The organism is Flavobacterium hydrophilum, assembly GCF_003202405.1.
GTDB lineage: Bacteria > Bacteroidota > Bacteroidia > Flavobacteriales > Flavobacteriaceae > Flavobacterium > Flavobacterium hydrophilum.
Window position 1 is genome coordinate 873,904 of the sequence record NZ_QJHL01000001.1, and the last position, 20,493, is coordinate 894,396.

Here is a 20,493-nt window from a genome sequence, read left to right on the forward strand (position 1 = left end):
GAGTAAAGGGATAAAGGAAAATATTATGATGACCGGGGAGATATAGAAAATTGTTTTGTTTATATTTACCTAAATACAGTTAATCTTTATGATGAAAGCAAAAACACAGGTAATTTTATATTCAAAATTTTTATTTTTTCTGATTTCTTTTTTTTGGATAACTCCTTCTAATTCTCAAAATGAAGTATATACATCTGATGACTCTCTTGCAGATACTACTTTTGTAAACTTAAAAGATTACAGCAAAGATTTTGTCTACGATATGAAATATGCAACAGAAGATAATTTTTTAAAAGCTAAAGTCTATGATTGTGCCGAATGTTTTTTGCGTTTAAAGACCGTTAAAGCTTTAGTAGAAGCTAATAAAGATTTTATAAAGAAAGGATATAAAATAAAATTGTATGACTGTTACAGGCCCTTATCAATCCAGAAAAAAATGTGGGAGATTGTTTCGAATCCCGAGTATGTGGCAGATCCAAAAAAAGGCTCCATCCATAACAGGGGAGGAGCCGTTGATATTTCGATAGTAGATGCCAAAGGCAAAGAAGTTGATATGGGAACTCCCTTTGATTTCTTTGGAATTCAGGCCAGCCATAATTATACAAAACTTTCCAAAGAAGTAATATCGAACAGAAAATTTCTTAAAAAAATTATGATTAAAAATGGCTTTAATTTTTTTGAATCAGAATGGTGGCATTATAATTTAAAAACAGGTTTAAAAGATAAGGTTGCCAATCAAAAATGGGAGTGTGATTAATTATTCAACGCATCTGATGTTTTCCATAAAATAAGTATCCGGATGGTATACTTTTCCATTCATTTCAGAAGTTAGTTCTCCCCTTACAATGTAATCCTGAGTATCGGTTAAATATTTAATACGCATAATGGTTACAGGCGATTTTTTTAATTCTTCATAATTATCTTTCATAAACATAAAAATTCCTGTATTGATCCTGTTGTTATATTCTTTATCGCGAAGAAGCGTTCCACAGCTCTCCTGATTAATGTGAAGTAAAGTAACAACTTTGCCATTTTGCAATTGTAAAAACACTTTTGAGTTTTTGTCAAAACAATCTGCTTTTATAAAATCTTTACTTTTTTGGATTAACTGTAAATTTAAAGTTGGCAGACCATCAGTTTGTGCCAAAGAAAAAAAGATATAATTGAATGTATTACCAAAATTTTTCTCACTGATTAAATATTCATTAGTAACTTTATAAGTACCAATTGAATCCGTTACATTGGTACTATATTCACAAGGTTTTTGGGCAAATGCGGTAAAGGTTAACAGAAAAAAAGTTAGTGTAATTAGTTGTTTCATTTTTAAGTTATTTTTCTGCAAATTAAAACTATTTTGTTATCATTTTTATCAGTTGTAAAAAAACAATATAAATTTCCTCCGTTTTTTATTTTCCATTTTTTTCGAATGGTTTCTACAGTGTCAGGAAAATTCCGTGTTGTAATATTTGCCTGTTGATTTAAAAGTTCCGCTTTCATGTCACTTTTGCTGTATGAAATCACTTTTTCTATTTCAAAACGTCTTCCCGGAAAAGAAATCAATTCATCCGAAGTATACAAATGAGAATGTTTATGAAGCTTGTTTATTTGGAAGGAAGTACTAACTTCATCAAAACCACCGGATTTCATGATTGCTGAATTGGGTTCATAAAGAAATTTTTGCGGCAAATGAAATGATGGATATTCTAATTCGCCCAAAATAAATTCGAAAGTCTCTGTTTTATCCTTTAAAAGATTAGCGGTTTTTATCGTTATTTCACCTGAATAATGATTTTGTATTTCAAAAAGTAATTCTTTTACTTCGTTTTCTAAAGCAATAATATGAATGTTTTTTACGAATTTCAATTCAGATAAACCAGCTGATATGTCTAATAATGGTGCTGTTTTAATTAAAACTGAATCTGTTTTTTCGAAGTAAAAATCCAGGGATTCAGGAACATTTGGCAGGCAGTCTTTTAGCATAAAAACTTTGCCTTTTGCATCATTTCTGCGCGAAGGATCAATATAAATCCAATCCCATTTCTGATTTAATTCATTTAATACATTTGTAGAATCATCAGCATAAAAAGAACAATTTGTAATTTGAAGTTGTTCAAAATTGTGTTTTACAATTGCAGATAATTCCTTATTTATTTCGCAATGTGCAACAGCATTAAATTTTTTAGAGAAATAATAATCATCAACTCCAAAGCCTCCGGTTAAGTCGATCAAAGTTTTTCCAGAAATTAAAGTAGCCTTATAAGCTGCAGTTTTTTCAGAAGAAGTTTGCTCTACAGATATTTTACCTGGATATATTATATTTTCGGTTAAAAACCAGGTTGGTAATTTCTCTTTTGCTTTTCCTTTTGCTTCAATTTGATTCAGAATTACAATCCAGTCAACTTCGGAAAAAGGATTTTTCTGAAGCGCTAATTTTGTAGTTGAGGCACCACTATTTTGAGTTATAAAGTCCTGAATGTTTTTGTTTAAAATAGAAGTATTCAATGCTAAATTCTTTCAGTTAATACGGAGACAATTTTGTTGTCTGGAAAAAATTCTTTCAAAATTACCTTGATCATGGTAAAAATAGGAATCGCAATAATCATCCCGACAATTCCAAAAGTAATTCCGCTGATTAATATAATCAGGAATATTTCCAGCGGGTGCGAATTTACACTTTTTGATGAAATTATAGGCTGGCTAACATTATTGTCTATTGCCTGAACAACCAGAAAACCAATAATTATATAGATTGTTTTAGGTAAAATCTCTGATTGAAAATCACTTCCAATCATACTGATCATTGTTAGAATTCCGGCCAGTACTGTCCCGATAATTGGCCCCACATAAGGAATAATGTTCAAAATGGCACATAAAAAAGCAATAACAAAGGCATTTTCATTTCCAAAAATAATTAAAACAATAAAATATAAAATAAACACAACTGTTAATTGAAGTAATAAACCAATGAAGTAGCGTGTTAAAAAGTGGTTTATTTTAATAATTGAGTTAATAATTTTGTCTTCATTGTTATCAGGCAAAATCCTTCTGACTCCTGACTTAAAATCATCCTGATCTTTTACAAAGAAAAAAGTAATAAAAAATACAGATACTAATCCCATTCCCATATCGGCAACAAACCCTAAAATGGAGTTTATGAAACGGGTAAAATAACTAAAATCAAAAATTGAAGTTATTCCTGATTCTTTGAGCACTTGATTTAAATCTATATGCTGTATATTAAAATAATTTTCTATACTTTTTTCAGTTTCCATAAATTGCAATTGCAGCTTATTGGTATCTAATAAAGCTAAATTATTTGCCTGAGAAATGATTAACGGGACAAACAAAAAGATAAAACCAACAATCATCAATATAAAAAATACAATGGCAGTTGTAGCCGCTAATGAATTACTGAATTTTAATTTATTTTTTAAAAACTGGACCAATGGATTTGCAATCAAACATAATATCAGCGAGATACACAGATATACAATTACGGTTTGTATTTCGTATAAAAAATATAAAATTGCCCCAATAACCAGTATTGTTGTTAAAGCTCTTAAAATTCCATTTGAAATAATTCTTGATGTTATCATGATTTGATTTTAGACTATAAATATAGGAAAAGCTTTTTAGATTTCATGACAACAAAAAAAGCGAGATTCTTATATCTCGCTTTGATTATTTATAATTTTAAACTTTTTTAAATTCCAAAAGCTGCTCTTGGTCCTCCGGAAGTAAAAATGGCTGCCATTCTGCTTTTTTGCCCATTGGTAAACATATACATAGCATTATCATTAGTGTAATCCATGTAGTTCATCGTCATTTCTACAGGATTTCCGGAACATGTGCTGTAATGAGGATAAGCCGGTACACCATAATTTTCTTCATTATGGGTTGGAGTATCAGAAACCAAATCGCTTCCACAGGTTGCATCTCCCCAAATATGGCGTAAATTCATCCAGTGACCCACTTCGTGAGTTCCGGTTCTTCCTAAATTGAAAGGAGCATTTGCAGCACCGGATAATCCAAAAAATCTGTAGTCAATAACAACGCCATCAGTTGAAGATGGTCCTCCGGGAAATTGTGCGTATCCCAATATATCATTACCAATAACACAGGACCATAAATTAAGTTTTGTTGTTGGTGATGTTGGGGCAATACCGCCCTGAGCTGTTTTTTTCATGGCGTCATTTGTTCCCCATTGGGTTTTGGTAGTCGATTTTCTAATTACCTGTTCTAAAACAAATGTAATTCCAACATTCGCTTTAACACCGGAAAAAAGAGCAGGAACACTGCCGTAATCTGAATTTAAGGCATTGAAATCTTTGTTTAAAACATCAATTTGTGATTGAATTTGCGCATTTGAAATGTTCTGCGCAGCAGTTCTGTATAAAACATTTACAATAACCGGAATTTCGATCTTACCATTTACTAAACGGTTTGTCAAAATACTTTTTTTTGTAAAGCTTTCAATTTCATTCATTCTGAGAGCCAGTGTAGGATCAGCTTTTAACTGAGCCTCGAAAACTTGTTGGGATGCACATCCACGTCTGGAAGCTACATTTAAACTTGAATTTGAATCAGATGATTCTGTCTGGTCATTTTGACAAGAAAACAGCATTAAGGCTGTAATTGCGGAAAAAAGAATTTTTTTCATGATAAAAGGGGTTTTTGTTATAAAATTGTTATTAGGTTAAATATTAACGCAATTTTATAACAAAAAACGTATTTACCAAAATTTTCATAACAATTTGTTTGCCAGAAATTTACAAACCCTTATGTAGTCTACCTCTTACGAAAAGTTAAAATTTTTATTTAGAAGTTAATTCGTACAAAATTATACTTGTAGCTTGTACAACATTCATGCTGCTATTTTTCCCAAACATGTTAATATGAACAATTTGATCAGCAATTTTTAAAAGGTCATCAGAAATTCCGTCAATTTCGCTTCCTATTAAAACTGCAATTTTTTTATTTTCAGGAATTACAACTTCTTTAAGTGGTTTGCTGTTGCTTGCAATTTCTAAAGCAATAATTTCAAAATCATTTTCGATCAAATGATCAATTAATTCAGCTGTTTCTTTTACGATAGTATGAGGAACATGAAGATGGGTACTTCTTGAAGTTTTGTTTATTTTTCGGGGAGTTAATGGAATATCTTTTCCTAAAAAGATGATCTTTTCGACTCCAAAAGCTTCACTAATCCTGAAAAGAGAACCAATATTTTGCTGAAAGTAAATATGATCACAAACAAGGGTTATCGGAAATGTTTTTCTTTCAAATTGATTTTCTTCGTGAGTAAGCTGCACTTTTTAGGAAATTAATTGGTAAAAATGTAATTGATAATGTTAGCACCCATTTTTAATGCTTTTTGGCGTACTTCTGTCGGATCATTATTGACTTCGGGATCTTCCCAGCCATCACCAAGATCACATTCGTAAGTGTAAAGCAAAACAAGTTTGTTTTCTACAAAAATTCCGAAAGCCTGTGGTCTTTTAGCATCGTGTTCGTGAATTTTTGGCAATCCGTTCGGAAAAGGAAAAGGTTTTTGAAAAATTGGATGGTTAGCCGGAATTTCGACTAAATTATTATTTGGAAATATTTTTTTGATTTCTTTTCGAATATACTGATCCATGCCGTAATTGTCGTCAATATGGAGGAAACCGCCGCCATTTAGATAATTTCTAAGATTGCTTATATCATTATCACTAAAAACAACATTTCCATGTCCGGTCATGTGTACAAAAGGATAGGAAAGCAAATCGGGATTACCTGGTTCAACCGTTGAGGGTTTTGTTTTTATCTGAGTCTGAATATTCGAATTACAAAACCGGATTAAATTGGGCAATGAGGTTGGATTTGCGTACCAATCTCCACCACCATTATATTTTAGTAAAGCAATTTCTTGTGAAAAGCAGGAAATGGAAATCAATAAAAATAAACAGAATAATTTTTTCATACCAATTTTATGGTTTGGTTAATTTGAAATTTCATTAAAAAAGACAACACTATGACAGGCTACAAGAGCAGCAGTTTCTGTTCTTAAACGTGTATTTCCCAGAGTAACGGGTTGAAATTTATTTTCAAGAGCTAATGCAATTTCTTTTTCAGAAAAATCGCCCTCGGGACCAATTAAAAGTGTTACATTTTCGTTTGGTTTCAAGACTTCTTTCAGTGATTTTTTATCTGTTTCCTCGCAATGTGCAATCAGATTAAGACCTTCATTTTTTTGTTTGATGAATTCTTTAAATGAAATGGCAGGATTTAATTTTGGTAAAAAGGTTTCGTTTGATTGTTTCATTGCTGAAAGGATTATTTTCTCAAAACGCTCGGGATTAATTGATTTTCTTTCAGAGCGGTCACAAAAAACGGGCGTAATTTCCTGTATGCCTATTTCGGTTGCTTTTTCTAAAAACCATTCATAACGATCATTCATTTTTGTAGGAGCCACCGCTAAATGCAAGTGAAACTTAGGTTCGGGAGATTTTTTTACAGAAAGTACTTCAACAATACATTTGTTGTCTGAAGCCAGCGTAATTTTGGTTTCAAACAATAATCCAAAGCCATTTGTAACATGTAAAATGTCTGAATCTTTTTTTCGTAAAACCTTTATTATATGACGGCTTTCTTCTTTATCAAAAGAAAAAGTTTCAGTCGTTTCATCGATATTCGGATTGTAAAATAATTGCATAATTAAAATTGAATTCGCGCTTTAGAAACAACAGCTGAGGTTTCAAAACGACCTGATAAATATTTCTGATACCCGACAATTCCGATCATCGCAGCATTGTCTGTAGTATATTCAAATTTTGGAATAAAAGTTTTCCAGCCGTATTTTTTTTCAGTTTCCTTCAGTGTCGTTCTGATTCCTGAATTTGCCGAAACTCCGCCGCCAATGGCAATTTGTTTAATTCCCGTTTCCTTTACTGCTAATTTGATCTTGTCCATCAAAATTTCGATAATCGTATGTTGTATAGAAGCGCAAATATCATTTAGGTTTTCTTCAATGAAATTTGGGTTCTCAATTTTTTTCTTCTGAATAAAATATAAAATGGCTGTTTTTAATCCGGAAAAACTAAAATCTAATCCGGGAACTTTTGGCTTCGTAAAAACAAAAGCTTTCGGATTTCCTGACTTAGCATATTTATCGATTAAAGGCCCACCCGGATAAGGAAGTCCAAGGATTTTGGCACTTTTATCAAAAGCTTCTCCCACAGCATCATCTGTGGTTTCACCAATAATTTCCATGTCAAAAAAGCCATTTACTTTTACAATTTGAGTATGGCCGCCACTGATTGTTAAAGCTAAAAATGGAAACTCCGGTTTATCAAAGCCTTCTTCATCTATAAAATGAGCCAATATATGAGCATGCATGTGATTTACAGCAATAAGCGGGATTTTTAATGCCAGTGACAATGATTTGCCAAAAGAACTTCCAACCAGCAACGAGCCCATTAAACCAGGACCCTGCGTAAAGGCAATAGCTGTTAATTGCTCTTTTTGCACATTTGCCTTTCGTAATGCAGCATCAATTACCGGTACAATATTTTGCTGATGTGCTCTTGAAGCCAATTCAGGAACTACACCGCCATATTGGTTATGAATTAACTGATTTGCTACAACATTTGATAATACTTTGTCGTTATGTAGAACTGCGGCGGCAGTATCATCGCAGGAACTTTCGATGGCAAGAATAAAAACCTCTGAATTTTGCATATAAAGGCACAAATTTTGAATTATATTTGACAAATCAAATTTTTAACTTTCTTTGATTGTAAAGGAGGAGCCAAAATTAAAGAATTTTTATCAAAAACAGTCGTTCTTTGTCTGTTCAAAATAAATTTAAAAGACAACTAAAATAAAAGCAGCTATTAAAAAAGTAAAGAAAATAATATCCAGAACCCTAATTGGGTTAGTTTTACTTGTACTGGTAATTGCTATTACTTTGTCTTTGCCTTTCGTGCAAACTAAAATCGCACATTATATAGCAGATACTCTTAATACTGATTTTAAAACTAATATTAGTATTGAAAAAGTAGCAATAAATGCTTTTGGCGGTGTCAAACTTAAAAAAGTATTGATTCTGGATCATCACAAAAAGACTTTAATTTACTCGGATATTATTACCACTGATATTTTGAGTGTGACAAGACTGATTGATGGCGATTTGATTTTTGGGGATGTTCGTTTGACGGGTTTGATTTTTAATTTGAAAACCTACAAAGGAGAAGGCGAAAATAATATCAATGTTTTTATAAGATTATTTGAATCAGGAAAACCAACTAAATCAAAAAAACATTTTTTGCTGACAGCTAAAAATGCCTATATTTCTCAAGGCTCATTTTCTGCAATTGACGAAAATAAAAAAACTCCAAAAATTATAGACTTTAAAAAGCTGAATACTTATATCAGCGATTTTAAAATATATGGATCTGAAATAAATACCAATATTCACCGATTTTCTTTCCTAGATCACAGAGGATTATATGTATCGAATCTGAGTTCTAAGTTCAGTTATTCCAAAAAACAAATTAAACTTGAAAATTTAGCTATAACAACCAAAAGATCTAATATTTACGGAAAGGCAATTTTAAATTATAAAGTTAAAGATTTTTTAGAGTTTACAGATAAAGTGAGGTTTGATGTTGCATTAGATTCGGCTTCGCTGGCTTCTAATGATATACGTTATTTTTATAATGGATTAGGAAAAAATCAGCATTTTAAGCTTAAAGCAAAAATAGACGGACCGTTGAATAACCTTAATCTGAAAAAGTTAAGATTAAGTGATACAAACGGAACAAGAATTATTGGAAATATCAATTTTCAAAATCTTTTAGGAAGCAAAACTCAAAAGTTTTCTATGAGTGGAAAATTTGATAAGCTAATTACAAGTTATGATAACTTAGTTGTTTTGCTGCCAAATGTTTTAGGAAAAAAACTTCCAAAGGAACTCAAAAGAATTGGAAAGGTTAATATTGTCGGAACTGTAAAGGTATCAACGACAGATTTAGAATCAAAATTCAAAATGGCTACAGATCTTGGAAATGGAGAGGTAGATCTGCATATGAACAACATGGATTTTATTGATAAAGCTTCATATTCAGGGAATATTGTTTTAGATAATTTTAATATAGGTGCTCTGTTAAACAGAAAAGATATTGGCAAAACAACCTTAAATTTAAATGTTGACGGAATTGGCTTTTCTAAGAAATATCTAAACACTATTGTAAAAGGAGATATTGCTAAGCTGGATTATAATAAATACACTTATAATAATATTGTTGTAAACGGTAATTTTAAACTGCCTTATTACAAAGGGCAGGTTGCTATCAATGACCCTAATTTGAATTTAACTTTTGATGGTCTGGTTGATTTGAGCAAACGTGAAAATAAATATGACTTTCATGTTAATGTAGAAAATTCGGATTTACGAAAATTGAAATTCGTAAATGATTCAATTTCTACTTTTACCGGGGATGCAATTGTTCAGGTCAGCGGAAATTCTATTCAAACTTTACAGGGAAATATTTATATAAAAGATGCTGTATATCAAAACCCGAAGTCTACTTATGTATTTGATGAAGTAACCATAAATTCAAGTTTTGATTCGGATAGATTACGCACGATTACTGTTAATTCGACAGATGTTGTAAATGGAAAAATAGTCGGTAAATTTCAATTTGATCAGTTAGATAAATTGGTAATGAATTCTGTTGGAAGCCTTTATACTAATTACAAGCCTCACAAAGTTAAAAAAGGGCAGTTTTTACGTTTCAATTTTCATGTTTACAATAAAGTGGTCGAAATGCTCTATCCGGATATCAAAATTGATTCTAGTACGGTTATGCGTGGTAAGATAGATTCTGATAAACAGGAGTTTAAGTTTAGATTTAATTCGCAAAAAATAACGGCTTCAAAAAGTACATTCGATAATATCCGAATCAATATTGATAATAAAAATCCGTTGTATAATGCCTTTATAGAACTGGACAGCATTAAAACTCCATATTATAAAATCCGTGATTTTAACTTGATTAATGTAACATCAAAAGATACATTGTTTGTTCGCTCTGAGTTTAAAGGAGGAAATAAAGGAGAGGATTATTACAATTTGAACTTGTATCATACTATAGATAAAAATAAAAATAATATAGTTGGAATTCATAAATCAGAAATGAAATTTAAAGACTATTTATGGTATTTGAATGAAGATGAAGAAGATGATAATCAGGTGGTTTTTGATAAAAATTTTAAAAACTTCAATATTGACAATATCATATTGTCTCATGAAAATCAAAAAATCGATTTGAATGGAGTTATAAAAGGAACTGATTATAAAGATCTGGTGCTGAATTTTAAAGATGTTGATATCAATAAGATAACACCTTTAAATAATAAATTTGTCTTTAATGGTAATTTGAACGGCAGCATAAATTATAAGCAGAATAAAAACATCTATCAGCCTACAGCTTCTATAGAAATTGATCATTTAAATTTAAATAAAATTGATTTAGGAACTTTAAAGTTTGACATTTCGGGAGATGAAACGTTCAAAAAATTTACTATAAATTCGTCTATTGAAAACAAATTTACTGAATCTTTCAAGGCAGAAGGAAGTTTTGCTATTCAGAATAAAGAAACAATTTTAGATTTAAAATTAAAGCTTGATGGGTTTAATTTAGCCACTTTAGGAACAATTGGCGGGGATGTTTTGTCGAATATAAGAGGAAGTGTGTCAGGAAATGCTGCAATAGCAGGGAATTTGAAAAAGCCGGAAATTAATGGAAGGCTTTATGTAGAAAAAGCAGGTATGACTGTCACTTATCTTAATACAGATTATGAATTAAACAATCGTACAGTTGTAGACTTAACCGACGAAAAATTCTTGTTTAGAAACAATCAGTTAACCGATACCAAATTTGGAACAAAAGGTTTATTAAACGGAAGTATTGAACATAAGAATTTTGGAGACTGGAAATTAGATTTAACCATAACTTCAAAACGATTATTGGCATTAGATACGAAAGATAGCGATGATGCTGCTTATTTTGGAACGGCTTTTATTAATGGAACTGCAAGTATAAAAGGCCCAACGGAATCATTGTTTATTAAAGTAGATGCAAAATCTGACAAAGATACACAGATAAAAATACCAATCAGTAATGTTCAGAGTGTTGGTGAAAAAAGTTTTATTCACTTTGTAACAGCTAAGGAAAAATATAATTTAGCCAATGGTATTGTTGAGAGAGCAAAAAACTATAATGGCCTGGAATTAGAATTTGATTTTGATATTACACCAGATGCTGAAGTAGAGGTGATTCTGGATAGAGATTCCGGGCATGGTATGAAAGGGAGAGGACATGGATCATTATTATTTAAAATAAATACGCTTGGCAAGTTTAATATGTGGGGAGATTTTCAAGCTTACGAAGGAACTTATAACTTTAAATACGGAGGATTAATAGATAAAAAATTCGCTGTTAGAAAAGGAGGTTCTATTATCTGGGAAGGAAATCCTATGAAGGCTCAATTAAATTTAGAAGCGGTATACAGAACAATTGCAAATCCTGCAGTATTATTAGAAAATTCCTCGTTTAATAAAAAAGTCCCTGTAGAGGTCGTTATTGGTTTAAGAGGAGATTTAACAAGTCCCGAGCCCAATTTTGATATTCAGTTTCCTTCGGTAAGCAGTGTTTTAAAATCAGAGATACAATATAAACTGGATGATAAAGACATTCGTCAGACTCAAGCTTTATATTTATTATCTACGGGTTCTTTTATGAGTACAGATGGTTTTAGCCAGGGAGATTTATCAGGAACATTTGCTGAAACAGCTTCAAGTTTGTTAGGAGACATAATTAAATCAGATAATGATAAAATTAATGTTGGGTTTAATTATGTTTCTGCAGACAGGCGAATAGGACAAGAAGCTGATGGACAGGTTGTGGCAACTGTATCGTCACAAATTAATGAACGTATTACGATTAATGGAAAAGTAGGAGTTCCGGTAGGAGGAATTAATGAATCAGCAATTGTAGGAGATATTGAAGTACAATACCGTATTAACGAAGATGGAACTGCAAACCTGCGTCTGTTTAATAAGGAAAACGATATTAGTTACGTAGGTCAGGGAATTGGTTACACACAGGGTGTTGGTATTAGCTATGAAGTAGATTTTGATACTTTTAGTGAATTAGTCAATAAAATTTTTAAAAAGCATAAGTTAGAGAGAGTAGTTAAAAATTCTAATGATGTACAGGATTCTAATCTGAACCCTGATTATATAAATTTTATGAACGCAAAAAAAGAAGCTGAAAAGGATAAAAACAAGTCTGATAAAAAAGAAGAAAAGAAAGAACAGCCAAATAATAATAATCAGGGACTGATTCCTGATAATGATATTTAATGAAAATTATAAAGAGATTCTTCAATTTTTGATAGTTTGGAAAAAGCTTTACGGAATTATTAAAAAGGCATAATTTTGTAACACTTCATTTATGGATTGTTAATTTTACATATTTAATTAAAAAAGGATACTTTTATTATTTTAAATGAATTTTTTGGTATAGAAAAACTTATTAACCGAAAACGTTTGAATTTGATGTATTTACTAATTTATTATAATCATCGACTGAAAAGTGATGAATGTTTGCTAATTTTACACTTTAATACTTAAATAATGCCAAAAACAATAAAAAAAGTAGGTGTTCTTACTTCAGGAGGAGACTCACCAGGAATGAATGCCGCAATACGATCCGTTGTTCGAACATGCGCTTATCATAATATAGAATGTTTGGGAATTTATAGAGGTTATCAGGGAATGATTGAAGGAGACTTCAAAGAAATGGGACCTCGAAGTGTAAATAATATTGTAAACAAAGGAGGAACGATTTTAAAATCGGCTCGCTCACTTGAATTCAGAACGCCAGAAGGTAGAAAAAAAGCTTATGATAATCTTGTAAAAGCAGGAGTTGATGCTCTCGTTGTTATAGGTGGAGACGGAAGTTTTACCGGAGGATTAATTTTTAATTCTGAATATGGTTTTCCTGTAATGGGAATTCCGGGTACAATTGATAATGATATTTTTGGAACAAGTCATACTTTAGGTTATGATACGGCCTTAAATACAGTTGTAGATTGTATTGATAAAATTAGGGATACTGCGAGTTCACATAACCGTTTGTTTTTTGTAGAGGTTATGGGGAGAGATGCAGGTCACATTGCTCTTAATGCAGGTATCGGTGCAGGAGCCGAAGAAATTCTTATTCCTGAAGAAGATTTAGGTCTTGACAGACTTTTAGATTCTCTTCAAAAAAGTAAAGCTTCAGGAAAATCATCAAGTATAGTAGTTATTGCAGAAGGTGATAAAATTGGTAAAAATGTATTCGAATTAAAAGATTATGTTGAAGCTAATTTGCCTGAGTATGATGTGCGAGTATCTGTTTTGGGACACATGCAGCGTGGAGGTTCTCCGTCATGTTTCGACCGTGTTTTAGCAAGTCGTTTGGGAGTAAAAGCGGTAGAATCATTATTAGATGGTAAGTCAAATTATATGGTTGGTCTGCAACAGGATAAAGTAGCCTTAACTCCATTGGAACAAGCAATTAAAGGGAAATCTGAGATTGACAGAGAATTATTAAGGGTATCTGATATCATGTCAACATAAAAAGAAACGAAGTTTATAGTGGAGAACATTAAGCTTTAAAATTAGTAAAATAAAACAAAAACAAAATCGAGTAAAATGTCAAAAGTAAAATTAGGAATAAACGGATTTGGACGTATTGGAAGAATCGTTTTCAGAGAATCTTTCAACAGAGATAATGTAGAAGTAGTAGCAATCAACGATTTATTAGATGTAGATCACTTAGCTTACTTATTAAAATATGATTCAGTTCACGGTCGTTTCGACGGAGATGTAGAAGTAAAAGAAGGAAAATTATATGTAAACGGAAGAAACATCCGTATTACTGCTGAAAGAAATCCAGCTGACTTAAAATGGAATGAAGTTGATGTAGATGTTGTTGCTGAGTGTACAGGTATCTTTACAACTATCGAAACTGCAAATGAGCACATTAAAGGTGGTGCTAAAAAAGTAATTATTTCTGCTCCTTCTGCAGATGCTCCAATGTTTGTAATGGGTGTAAACCACGAAACTGCAAAAGCTTCTGACTTAATTGTTTCTAATGCTTCTTGTACTACAAACTGTTTAGCTCCTTTAGCTAAAGTGATTAATGATAATTTCGGAATCGTTGAAGCTTTAATGACTACAGTTCACGCAACTACTTCAACTCAAATGACATCTGATGGACCTTCAAGAAAAGACTGGAGAGGTGGACGTGCAGCTGCAATTAATATTATTCCTTCATCTACAGGTGCTGCAAAAGCAGTTGGAAAAGTTATTCCTGAATTGAATGGAAAATTAACAGGTATGGCTTTCCGTGTTCCTACAGCAGACGTTTCTACAGTAGATTTAACTGTAAAAGTGGCTAAAGAGACTTCTTACGAAGAAATTATGGCTGTGTTGAAAAAAGCTTCTGAAAATGAATTGAAAGGTATTCTTGGATATACTGAAGATGCTGTTGTTTCTCAGGATTTTATTTCTGACAAAAGAACATCAATCATTGATGCTACTGCAGGAATTGGTTTAAATTCAACTTTCTTTAAATTGGTATCATGGTACGATAATGAGTACGGATACTCTAGTAAATTAATTGATTTATCTGTGCATATTGCAGGTTTAAAATAATATTTTATTAAGTGAGAAAATCCCGTTATTTCAAAATGACGGGATTTCTTATTTTTGTTATGTCTTTAATTAATGTAAAAAACACACTTTTAATTAAGGGGAACTAATTAAAAAAACTAAACTAAAATGAAATTAATAGTTGATAGTGGATCTACTAAAGCAGACTGGATTGCGATTGATGATACTGGGAAAGTATTGTTCACAACACAAACTTTAGGTTTAAATCCCGAAATTCTCGATGGTCCTGAAATTATCGAAAGGGTAAATGACCGTTTTGATATTTCACAAAACAAAAAAGAAGCTACTCATTTGTTCTTTTACGGGGCAGGTTGTGGTACTGACAGAATGAAACAATCTTTATCTCAGGTGTTTCAGGAATATTTTGAAAATGCTATTGTAGAGGTTCACGAAGATACTTATGCTGCAGTATATGCAACGACTCCAAAAGGAGAAGAAGCTATTGTTAGTATTTTAGGAACAGGTTCTAATTGTAGTTATTTTGATGGCAAAGTTTTACATCAGAAAGTGCAATCATTAGGTTATATTGCAATGGATGATTGCAGCGGAAACGTTTTTGGAAAAGAATTGATCAGAAAGTATTATTTCAATAAAATGCCTAAAGAACTTGCGGTTGAATTTGAAAAAGAATACGATTTGGATCCGGATTACATAAAAAACAAATTGTACAAGGAACCAAACCCGAATGCATATTTGGCAACTTTTGCTAAGTTTTTGATTCAGCATAAAGATTCTGAGTTTTGCAGAAAAATCATCTTTAAAGGAATGAAATCATTCATTAAAAACTATATTAAGCAGTATGATAATTGCCAGGAAGTTCCGGTTCATTTTGTCGGCTCGATAGCTTTTTATTTAAAAGATGAATTGCAAGAGATATTTGATAAATACGAACTTAAATTAGGAAATGTTCTAAGACGTCCAATTGATGGATTAATTGCTTATCACGTTGCTAATAAATAAATAATCAGAATGGAAATTGCAATTATTGCGCATGATGGTAAAAAAGCAGATTTGATTAATTTTTTAATTAAAAATACAACAGTTCTGCAAAATGAAGATATTAATTTGATTGGTACAGGTACAACTGGAGGAAAAGCGGAAGCAGCAGGTTTTAAAACAAGACGAATGCTTTCAGGACCTTTAGGAGGGGATGCTCAGATAGCCGGAAGAGTAGCAGAAGGCTTAACGCACATGGTTTTCTTTTTTAAAGATCCTTTGTCAAGTCATCCACATGAGGCAGATATTAATATGCTTATCAGGGTTTGTGATGTGCATAATGTACCGCTGGCAACTAATGAAGCAACGGCACAATTATTATTAGATGCTATTGCACAGCAATTATAGAAATCTCAACATTTACATTTTTTGGCAAACAAGCCACCTGAACCGTTTCACGTGCTGGAGCGGTTTTTTCATTAAAATAGGAACCATAAACTGTATTTATTGCGGCAAAGTTGTTCATATCCATTATGAAAATAGAAGCTTTTACTACGTTTTCAAAGGTCATATCGGCAGCTTCTAAAATAGCTGCAATGTTTTGCATTACCTGATTTGTCTCGTCATTTATATTTTCGGTAACAAGTTCTCCTGTTTTAGGATTTATACCTATTTGACCGGAAGCATACAGTGTATTTCCTGATAAAACAGCCTGATTATAAGGTCCGATAGGAGCTGGGGCTTTTTCGGTAAAGATTATTTTTTTCATATCAAAAATATTAGTAATTTGATTTGTTTAGAGATTTATCTGTTAGGGTTGTTTCGTTTTTCCCATTTGATATCACTCAGCATTCCTGATTTTATTCCAATAAAGAAATTCCAGTTCGCATAAGTACCAAGAGGTGTCCAGTTAAACGACATTCTCCAGCTTAATAAATCTCTTTCAAAACGCAGTTGGGTAAAAGTAACACCTTTTTGTACAAAATCATAACCGGTTGAGATTCCGCCTTTCCATTTGGGAGTAATATCCATATTTGCAGAAACCATGATAGAATTCCCTGTTATCTTATTTTCTCTGTTTGTATTCGAATAAGTTAATGAATAAGCCATAGTCATATCCCAGGGAAGTTTTGAATTAAAAAATTCAGTAATTACGTTCTCAGAGTCTTCTTCAGAAAACTGACTTTTCCTTGTGTCATTCAGGTCGGTATTAGTTCCAAATAAATCGTCACTACGACCTCCGTTTCGCTCACTTTGTTTATTTTCATCCTTCTTATCGTTTTTATTTGAAAACGAATAATTCAAAGTCATATTAGCACTGGTCATTCTAAACAGACTTCCTCCATTATTAATATTGAAGACATTAATCTGTTGTCCTGAATTATCAATTGCATAAGGATTTAAAGTTGCTGCAAAATTAACATTCATTTTGTTCTCAAACAATTGAGTTCCTCCACTGACACGAACAGGTTCAAGAGCAAATGTTGTTATCCCGTCAGCATTAAAATTATAACTGGTACTAAAATTTAGATTGTTTAAAAGCATTACTTTTTTAGGCTCTGTTTTAGTGCTGTCTTTATCTGTTACCTTCGCTTCAAAAGTATTGCTTAAATCAAAGCCTATTATGTTTGAATTTGATTTTCCGGGTTGTCCATAAACACCATTTTCAAATCGGGTGTAATCTTTGTAAGTCGTGCCGGTTGCATCAATAGCGTAAGTGTCATAATATTTTTCAAAACTAGGAGTGTAAGAATAGGAGAAAGACGGACGCATGACATGACGTATGGCTTGTATCTTTTTCGTATCACCAAATTTAAAAGTACCATAAATAGTGGTTCCTAAGCTTGAACTAAAGTTGTAAGTTCTAAAAGCATCAAAGCCATTAATTGTTTTATCTTCAACCTTATTTGTTTCTTCGTTATAAAATTTGTTAATCGTTTTTGTCACCCAGGTTTCCTGATAGTTTGTTGATGCACTTGCACTGAAATATTTGAATATTTTAAAATTGGTACTAAGAGGTATACTGTGCTGCATTCCTATTTGTGCATTTTCAAACATTTGAGGTTTAAAAAATAAAGAGTCAGTAGTTACAAAACTGTTTTTACCACTCACATTGTATTGTAGATTAATGTTTTTAATCAATCCTTTTTTAACACCATCTTTTCCAACAAAAGGGTAAATACGATCAATACTTCCCTGTAAGGATGGTAGGGTCATATTGATTTGTTCTGTTTGTGTGTTTTGGGAGTGTGTTGCTGTTAAGGCTATTCGGGCTTGTGGAATTGTATTAAAAGTTTTATTCCAGGAAATAGAGGAGCTAAGTGTGTTATTCAGGCTTGAACCAACGTTAGCCTGATTAATGGATTGTTTAAAATATTTACTACTACCCATATTCACAGAAGCAGAAAAACTGGAATTAGGATTCGATTTAGAATCTTTTGAATGTGACCACTGGATGTTGTAAATGTTTTGTTTTGAGTAATCCGGATAGCCTCTTTCACTCGATATTAAATTCTCAAATCGAAAATTAACATTGCCTCTATACTTATATCTGGTGGCATAAGAAGATTCGAAACGCATCGCATAGCTTCCATTTGTATAATAATCTGCTAAAGCCGTTAAATCATAATTATCGCTTAAAGCAAAATAATAACCCCCATTTTGTAAAGAAAAACCTCTGGTATTGGAATCATTATAACTAGGGATAATAATACCTGAAACGCTTTTTTCCTGACTCATCGGGAAATAAGCATAGGGCAGCGCAAGAGGAGTTGGTACATCTGCAATAACCATATTGGTTAATCCTGTAATTACTTTTTTTCCAGGAACAAATTTAACCCTGCTTGTTCTGAAATAGTATTCTGGATTATCAACATCGGTAGACGTAGTAAAACGCGCTCCTTTTAAATAGTAAACCGAGTCGTTTTCTTTTTTGGTAACCTGAGCTTTTATTTTGAATTCCCCCTGTTCGGTTCTTGAATTATAAATTAAAGCTTTTTTTGTTTTAAAATTAAATCGAATTGAATCCGGCTGAACCTCATTTGATCCTTGTTTGAAATTTGGGTATTGTACTAATACCCCGGCAGAATCTTTTATTCTCCCGGCATAAACTTCATCTTTATCATAATTAAGTACAATAATTCCTGACTTTAGTTCTATATCCTTATAATATAATTCCGCTTCATCATAAAGAGTTAATGTTTTATTTTTTTGGTCAATTTTTTGGTAACCTTTTGCGGTACGTTTTACGATTCCGTCCAGAAAAGCCTTTTTAGGCTTAACACTGTCAAGTTTGATTGTATCTGTTACAGCTTTTGTGGTATCTGCAGTATTTTTTTTAGCATCTTTAGTAGCCTTTTTATCTTTATCAGTTTGTCTTGCAGCTGGTAACGGATTTTTTTTAGGCTTTATTTCTTGTGAATATAAATTACCACATCCTACAGTTAGGAAAAATGATAATAAAACGATATTAAATAAGTTTGTGTGCAAAGGTTTAAATGCTATTTTTGTAAAAGTATGGCTTGTTTTTTGACATGTCAAACTTACATATAATTTTTTGGCAAAAATAATCAATTGTAAAAATTATAGCTTTGCATTTTATTAAAATTAACTTTTAGATTTATGAACATTTTTAGCAAAACTAAATTAATATTTATTTTTTTTCTAACTATAACGTCTTTTTTTGCTTACTCCCAGTCTAATGTTTTTAAGGTGACACTTGATGCAGGACATGGTGATCACGATTTTGGGGCTGTTTATAGTGGTCGTATTGAAAAGAATATTGCTTTAGCAATTGTTTTGAAAGTAGGTAAGATTTTAGAACTTAATCCAAACGTTCACGTTATTTATACCCGTAAAACGGATGTTTTTATCGATTTAGTAGAAAGGGCCAATATTGCCAACAGAGCCAACTCTAATATTTTTGTTTCGATACACTGTAATGCCAATAAAAATACCGCTGCAGACGGAACAGAAACTTATGTAATGGGTTTGAGTAAAGTGGCATCGAATCTTGAAGCCGCAAAAAAAGAGAACTCGGTTATTACTTTAGAAAAAGATTATAAACGTAAATATGAAGGTTATGATCCCAATTCGCCGGAATCAATGATAGGTATGACGTTGATGCAGGAAGAATATCTTGATAATAGTATTTCATTAGCCAGTAAAATTGAAGATAATTTTGAAAAATTAGGAAAAAAACTTCGTCAGGGGGGAGTAAAACAAGCTCCTTTTATGGTGCTTCACAAGGCTTATATGCCAAGAGTTTTAGTAGAAACAGGATTTGTGTCTAATCCTGCTGAAGGAGATATTTTAAATTCAGAAGCAGGACAGGATGATATCGCTCAGGCAATTGCACAAGCGATTTTAAGTTATAAAAGAGAATACTTTGGAACAGGCGCTCCTGAAGTAAATGAAGTAAAACCTGCAAAAGATACTTCTGTTCCTGCAAAGCCAAAAACAGTAGAAACTACTCCAAAAGCGGTGGTTAAGGATGCTCCTAAAGGAACTTTCTTTAAGGTACAGCTTATTGCCAGCATAAAAAAAACACCATTAGAGCCTAAAAACTTTAAAGGCTTAAAAAACGTAACGATGATTTATGAAAACAATATTTATAAATATTTCTATCAGGAAACTTCAGATTACGAAATCGCTAAAAAATATTTGCAAGAAGCTAAAAATAAAGGATATGGTGCTTCCTTTTTAGTAGCTACTAAAAATGGTGAAAAAATCAATATTCAGGACGCCATCAAATAATACTGGTCAGTTCGAATATTTATATTAATTTTGTA

The 20,493-nt window shown here is 32.0% G+C and carries 17 protein-coding genes; 7 read left to right on the forward strand and 10 right to left on the reverse strand.

Annotated elements, in window-relative coordinates:
* Window positions 1–88 precede the first annotated feature (88 nt).
* Window positions 89–757, forward strand: coding sequence for a M15 family metallopeptidase (locus DMB68_RS03505; protein WP_231131575.1), 669 nt, complete (start codon window positions 89–91; stop codon window positions 755–757).
* Here the strand turns inward: DMB68_RS03505 and DMB68_RS03510 are convergent, their stop codons facing one another.
* The 8 genes from DMB68_RS03510 to tsaD all read right to left on the reverse strand — a co-directional run bounded on the left by DMB68_RS03510 (window position 758) and on the right by tsaD (window position 7,719).
* Window positions 758–1,321 carry a hypothetical protein gene (locus tag DMB68_RS03510; RefSeq protein WP_110345272.1) on the reverse strand — a complete coding sequence of 188 codons (564 nt, stop codon included), beginning with the start codon at window positions 1,319–1,321 and terminating at the stop codon, window positions 758–760.
* A gap of 2 nt (window positions 1,322–1,323) precedes the next feature.
* Entirely contained in the window at window positions 1,324–2,502 is a 1,179-nt protein-coding gene (locus DMB68_RS03515; RefSeq protein WP_110345273.1) for a THUMP-like domain-containing protein, read from the reverse strand.
* Window positions 2,503–2,504: 2 nt separating this feature from the next.
* On the reverse strand, window positions 2,505–3,596 hold the full coding sequence (locus tag DMB68_RS03520; RefSeq protein ID WP_110345274.1) for an AI-2E family transporter: 1,092 nt from the start codon (window positions 3,594–3,596) through the stop codon (window positions 2,505–2,507).
* 107 nt (window positions 3,597–3,703) lie between these two features.
* On the reverse strand, window positions 3,704–4,660 hold the full coding sequence (locus DMB68_RS03525; RefSeq protein WP_110345275.1) for a zinc metalloprotease: 957 nt from the start codon (window positions 4,658–4,660) through the stop codon (window positions 3,704–3,706).
* Between the two features lie 154 nt (window positions 4,661–4,814).
* Window positions 4,815–5,312 carry a TrmH family RNA methyltransferase gene (locus DMB68_RS03530; protein WP_110345276.1) on the reverse strand — a complete coding sequence of 166 codons (498 nt, stop codon included), beginning with the start codon at window positions 5,310–5,312 and terminating at the stop codon, window positions 4,815–4,817.
* 11 nt (window positions 5,313–5,323) lie between these two features.
* Window positions 5,324–5,962: a DUF4159 domain-containing protein gene (locus tag DMB68_RS03535; RefSeq protein WP_110345277.1), complete on the reverse strand. Its 639-nt coding sequence runs from the start codon at window positions 5,960–5,962 to the stop codon at window positions 5,324–5,326.
* An 18-nt stretch (window positions 5,963–5,980) separates the two neighbouring features.
* Complete coding sequence (locus DMB68_RS03540; protein ID WP_110345278.1) at window positions 5,981–6,694, reverse strand: 16S rRNA (uracil(1498)-N(3))-methyltransferase; 714 nt, start codon at window positions 6,692–6,694, stop codon at window positions 5,981–5,983.
* Between the two features lie 2 nt (window positions 6,695–6,696).
* Complete coding sequence (gene tsaD, locus DMB68_RS03545) at window positions 6,697–7,719, reverse strand: tRNA (adenosine(37)-N6)-threonylcarbamoyltransferase complex transferase subunit TsaD (protein ID WP_110345279.1); 1,023 nt, start codon at window positions 7,717–7,719, stop codon at window positions 6,697–6,699.
* A 229-nt stretch (window positions 7,720–7,948) separates the two neighbouring features.
* On the opposite strand from tsaD, the gene DMB68_RS03550 reads away from it, so the two are divergent.
* The 5 genes from DMB68_RS03550 (at window position 7,949) to DMB68_RS03570 (ending at window position 16,111) form a co-directional block, all read left to right on the forward strand.
* Window positions 7,949–12,409 carry a translocation/assembly module TamB domain-containing protein gene (locus DMB68_RS03550; protein ID WP_110345280.1) on the forward strand — a complete coding sequence of 1,487 codons (4,461 nt, stop codon included), beginning with the start codon at window positions 7,949–7,951 and terminating at the stop codon, window positions 12,407–12,409.
* Window positions 12,410–12,682: 273 nt separating this feature from the next.
* Window positions 12,683–13,669, forward strand: coding sequence for a 6-phosphofructokinase (gene pfkA / locus DMB68_RS03555; RefSeq protein WP_110345281.1), 987 nt, complete (start codon window positions 12,683–12,685; stop codon window positions 13,667–13,669).
* Window positions 13,670–13,744: 75 nt separating this feature from the next.
* Window positions 13,745–14,749 (forward strand): type I glyceraldehyde-3-phosphate dehydrogenase, encoded by a 1,005-nt coding sequence (gap, locus tag DMB68_RS03560; protein WP_110345282.1) that lies wholly within the window; start codon window positions 13,745–13,747, stop codon window positions 14,747–14,749.
* A 126-nt stretch (window positions 14,750–14,875) separates the two neighbouring features.
* On the forward strand, window positions 14,876–15,727 hold the full coding sequence (locus DMB68_RS03565) for an N-acetylglucosamine kinase (protein ID WP_110345283.1): 852 nt from the start codon (window positions 14,876–14,878) through the stop codon (window positions 15,725–15,727).
* A 9-nt stretch (window positions 15,728–15,736) separates the two neighbouring features.
* Entirely contained in the window at window positions 15,737–16,111 is a 375-nt protein-coding gene (locus tag DMB68_RS03570) for a methylglyoxal synthase (RefSeq protein WP_110345284.1), read from the forward strand.
* Here DMB68_RS03570 and DMB68_RS03575 read toward each other — a convergent pair.
* Together DMB68_RS03575 and DMB68_RS03580 are read right to left on the reverse strand one after the other, a co-directional pair.
* Window positions 16,092–16,472, reverse strand: a complete 381-nt coding sequence (locus DMB68_RS03575; protein WP_110345285.1) for a RidA family protein — start codon at window positions 16,470–16,472, stop codon at window positions 16,092–16,094. The genes DMB68_RS03570 and DMB68_RS03575 overlap by 20 nt on opposite strands.
* Window positions 16,473–16,507: 35 nt before the next feature.
* Complete coding sequence (locus DMB68_RS03580; RefSeq protein ID WP_165830087.1) at window positions 16,508–19,243, reverse strand: putative LPS assembly protein LptD; 2,736 nt, start codon at window positions 19,241–19,243, stop codon at window positions 16,508–16,510.
* Window positions 19,244–19,324: 81 nt separating this feature from the next.
* On the opposite strand from DMB68_RS03580, the gene DMB68_RS03585 reads away from it, so the two are divergent.
* Entirely contained in the window at window positions 19,325–20,458 is a 1,134-nt protein-coding gene (locus DMB68_RS03585; protein WP_110345287.1) for an N-acetylmuramoyl-L-alanine amidase family protein, read from the forward strand.
* Window positions 20,459–20,493 lie beyond the last annotated feature (35 nt).

What these genes read in the sequence shown, in the direction of transcription:
- DMB68_RS03505 (WP_231131575.1), top strand. Translation starts at nt 89, where the DNA reads ATGATGAAAGCAAAAACACAGGTAATTTTATATTCAAAATTTTTATTT.
- DMB68_RS03510 (WP_110345272.1), bottom strand. Translation starts at nt 1,321, where the DNA reads ATGAAACAACTAATTACACTAACTTTTTTTCTGTTAACCTTTACCGCA.
- DMB68_RS03520 (WP_110345274.1), bottom strand. Translation starts at nt 3,596, where the DNA reads ATGATAACATCAAGAATTATTTCAAATGGAATTTTAAGAGCTTTAACA.
- DMB68_RS03525 (WP_110345275.1), bottom strand. Translation starts at nt 4,660, where the DNA reads ATGAAAAAAATTCTTTTTTCCGCAATTACAGCCTTAATGCTGTTTTCT.
- DMB68_RS03535 (WP_110345277.1), bottom strand. Translation starts at nt 5,962, where the DNA reads ATGAAAAAATTATTCTGTTTATTTTTATTGATTTCCATTTCCTGCTTT.
- DMB68_RS03540 (WP_110345278.1), bottom strand. Translation starts at nt 6,694, where the DNA reads ATGCAATTATTTTACAATCCGAATATCGATGAAACGACTGAAACTTTT.
- tsaD (WP_110345279.1), bottom strand. Translation starts at nt 7,719, where the DNA reads ATGCAAAATTCAGAGGTTTTTATTCTTGCCATCGAAAGTTCCTGCGAT.
- pfkA (WP_110345281.1), top strand. Translation starts at nt 12,683, where the DNA reads ATGCCAAAAACAATAAAAAAAGTAGGTGTTCTTACTTCAGGAGGAGAC.
- gap (WP_110345282.1), top strand. Translation starts at nt 13,745, where the DNA reads ATGTCAAAAGTAAAATTAGGAATAAACGGATTTGGACGTATTGGAAGA.
- DMB68_RS03565 (WP_110345283.1), top strand. Translation starts at nt 14,876, where the DNA reads ATGAAATTAATAGTTGATAGTGGATCTACTAAAGCAGACTGGATTGCG.
- DMB68_RS03570 (WP_110345284.1), top strand. Translation starts at nt 15,737, where the DNA reads ATGGAAATTGCAATTATTGCGCATGATGGTAAAAAAGCAGATTTGATT.
- DMB68_RS03575 (WP_110345285.1), bottom strand. Translation starts at nt 16,472, where the DNA reads ATGAAAAAAATAATCTTTACCGAAAAAGCCCCAGCTCCTATCGGACCT.
- DMB68_RS03585 (WP_110345287.1), top strand. Translation starts at nt 19,325, where the DNA reads ATGAACATTTTTAGCAAAACTAAATTAATATTTATTTTTTTTCTAACT.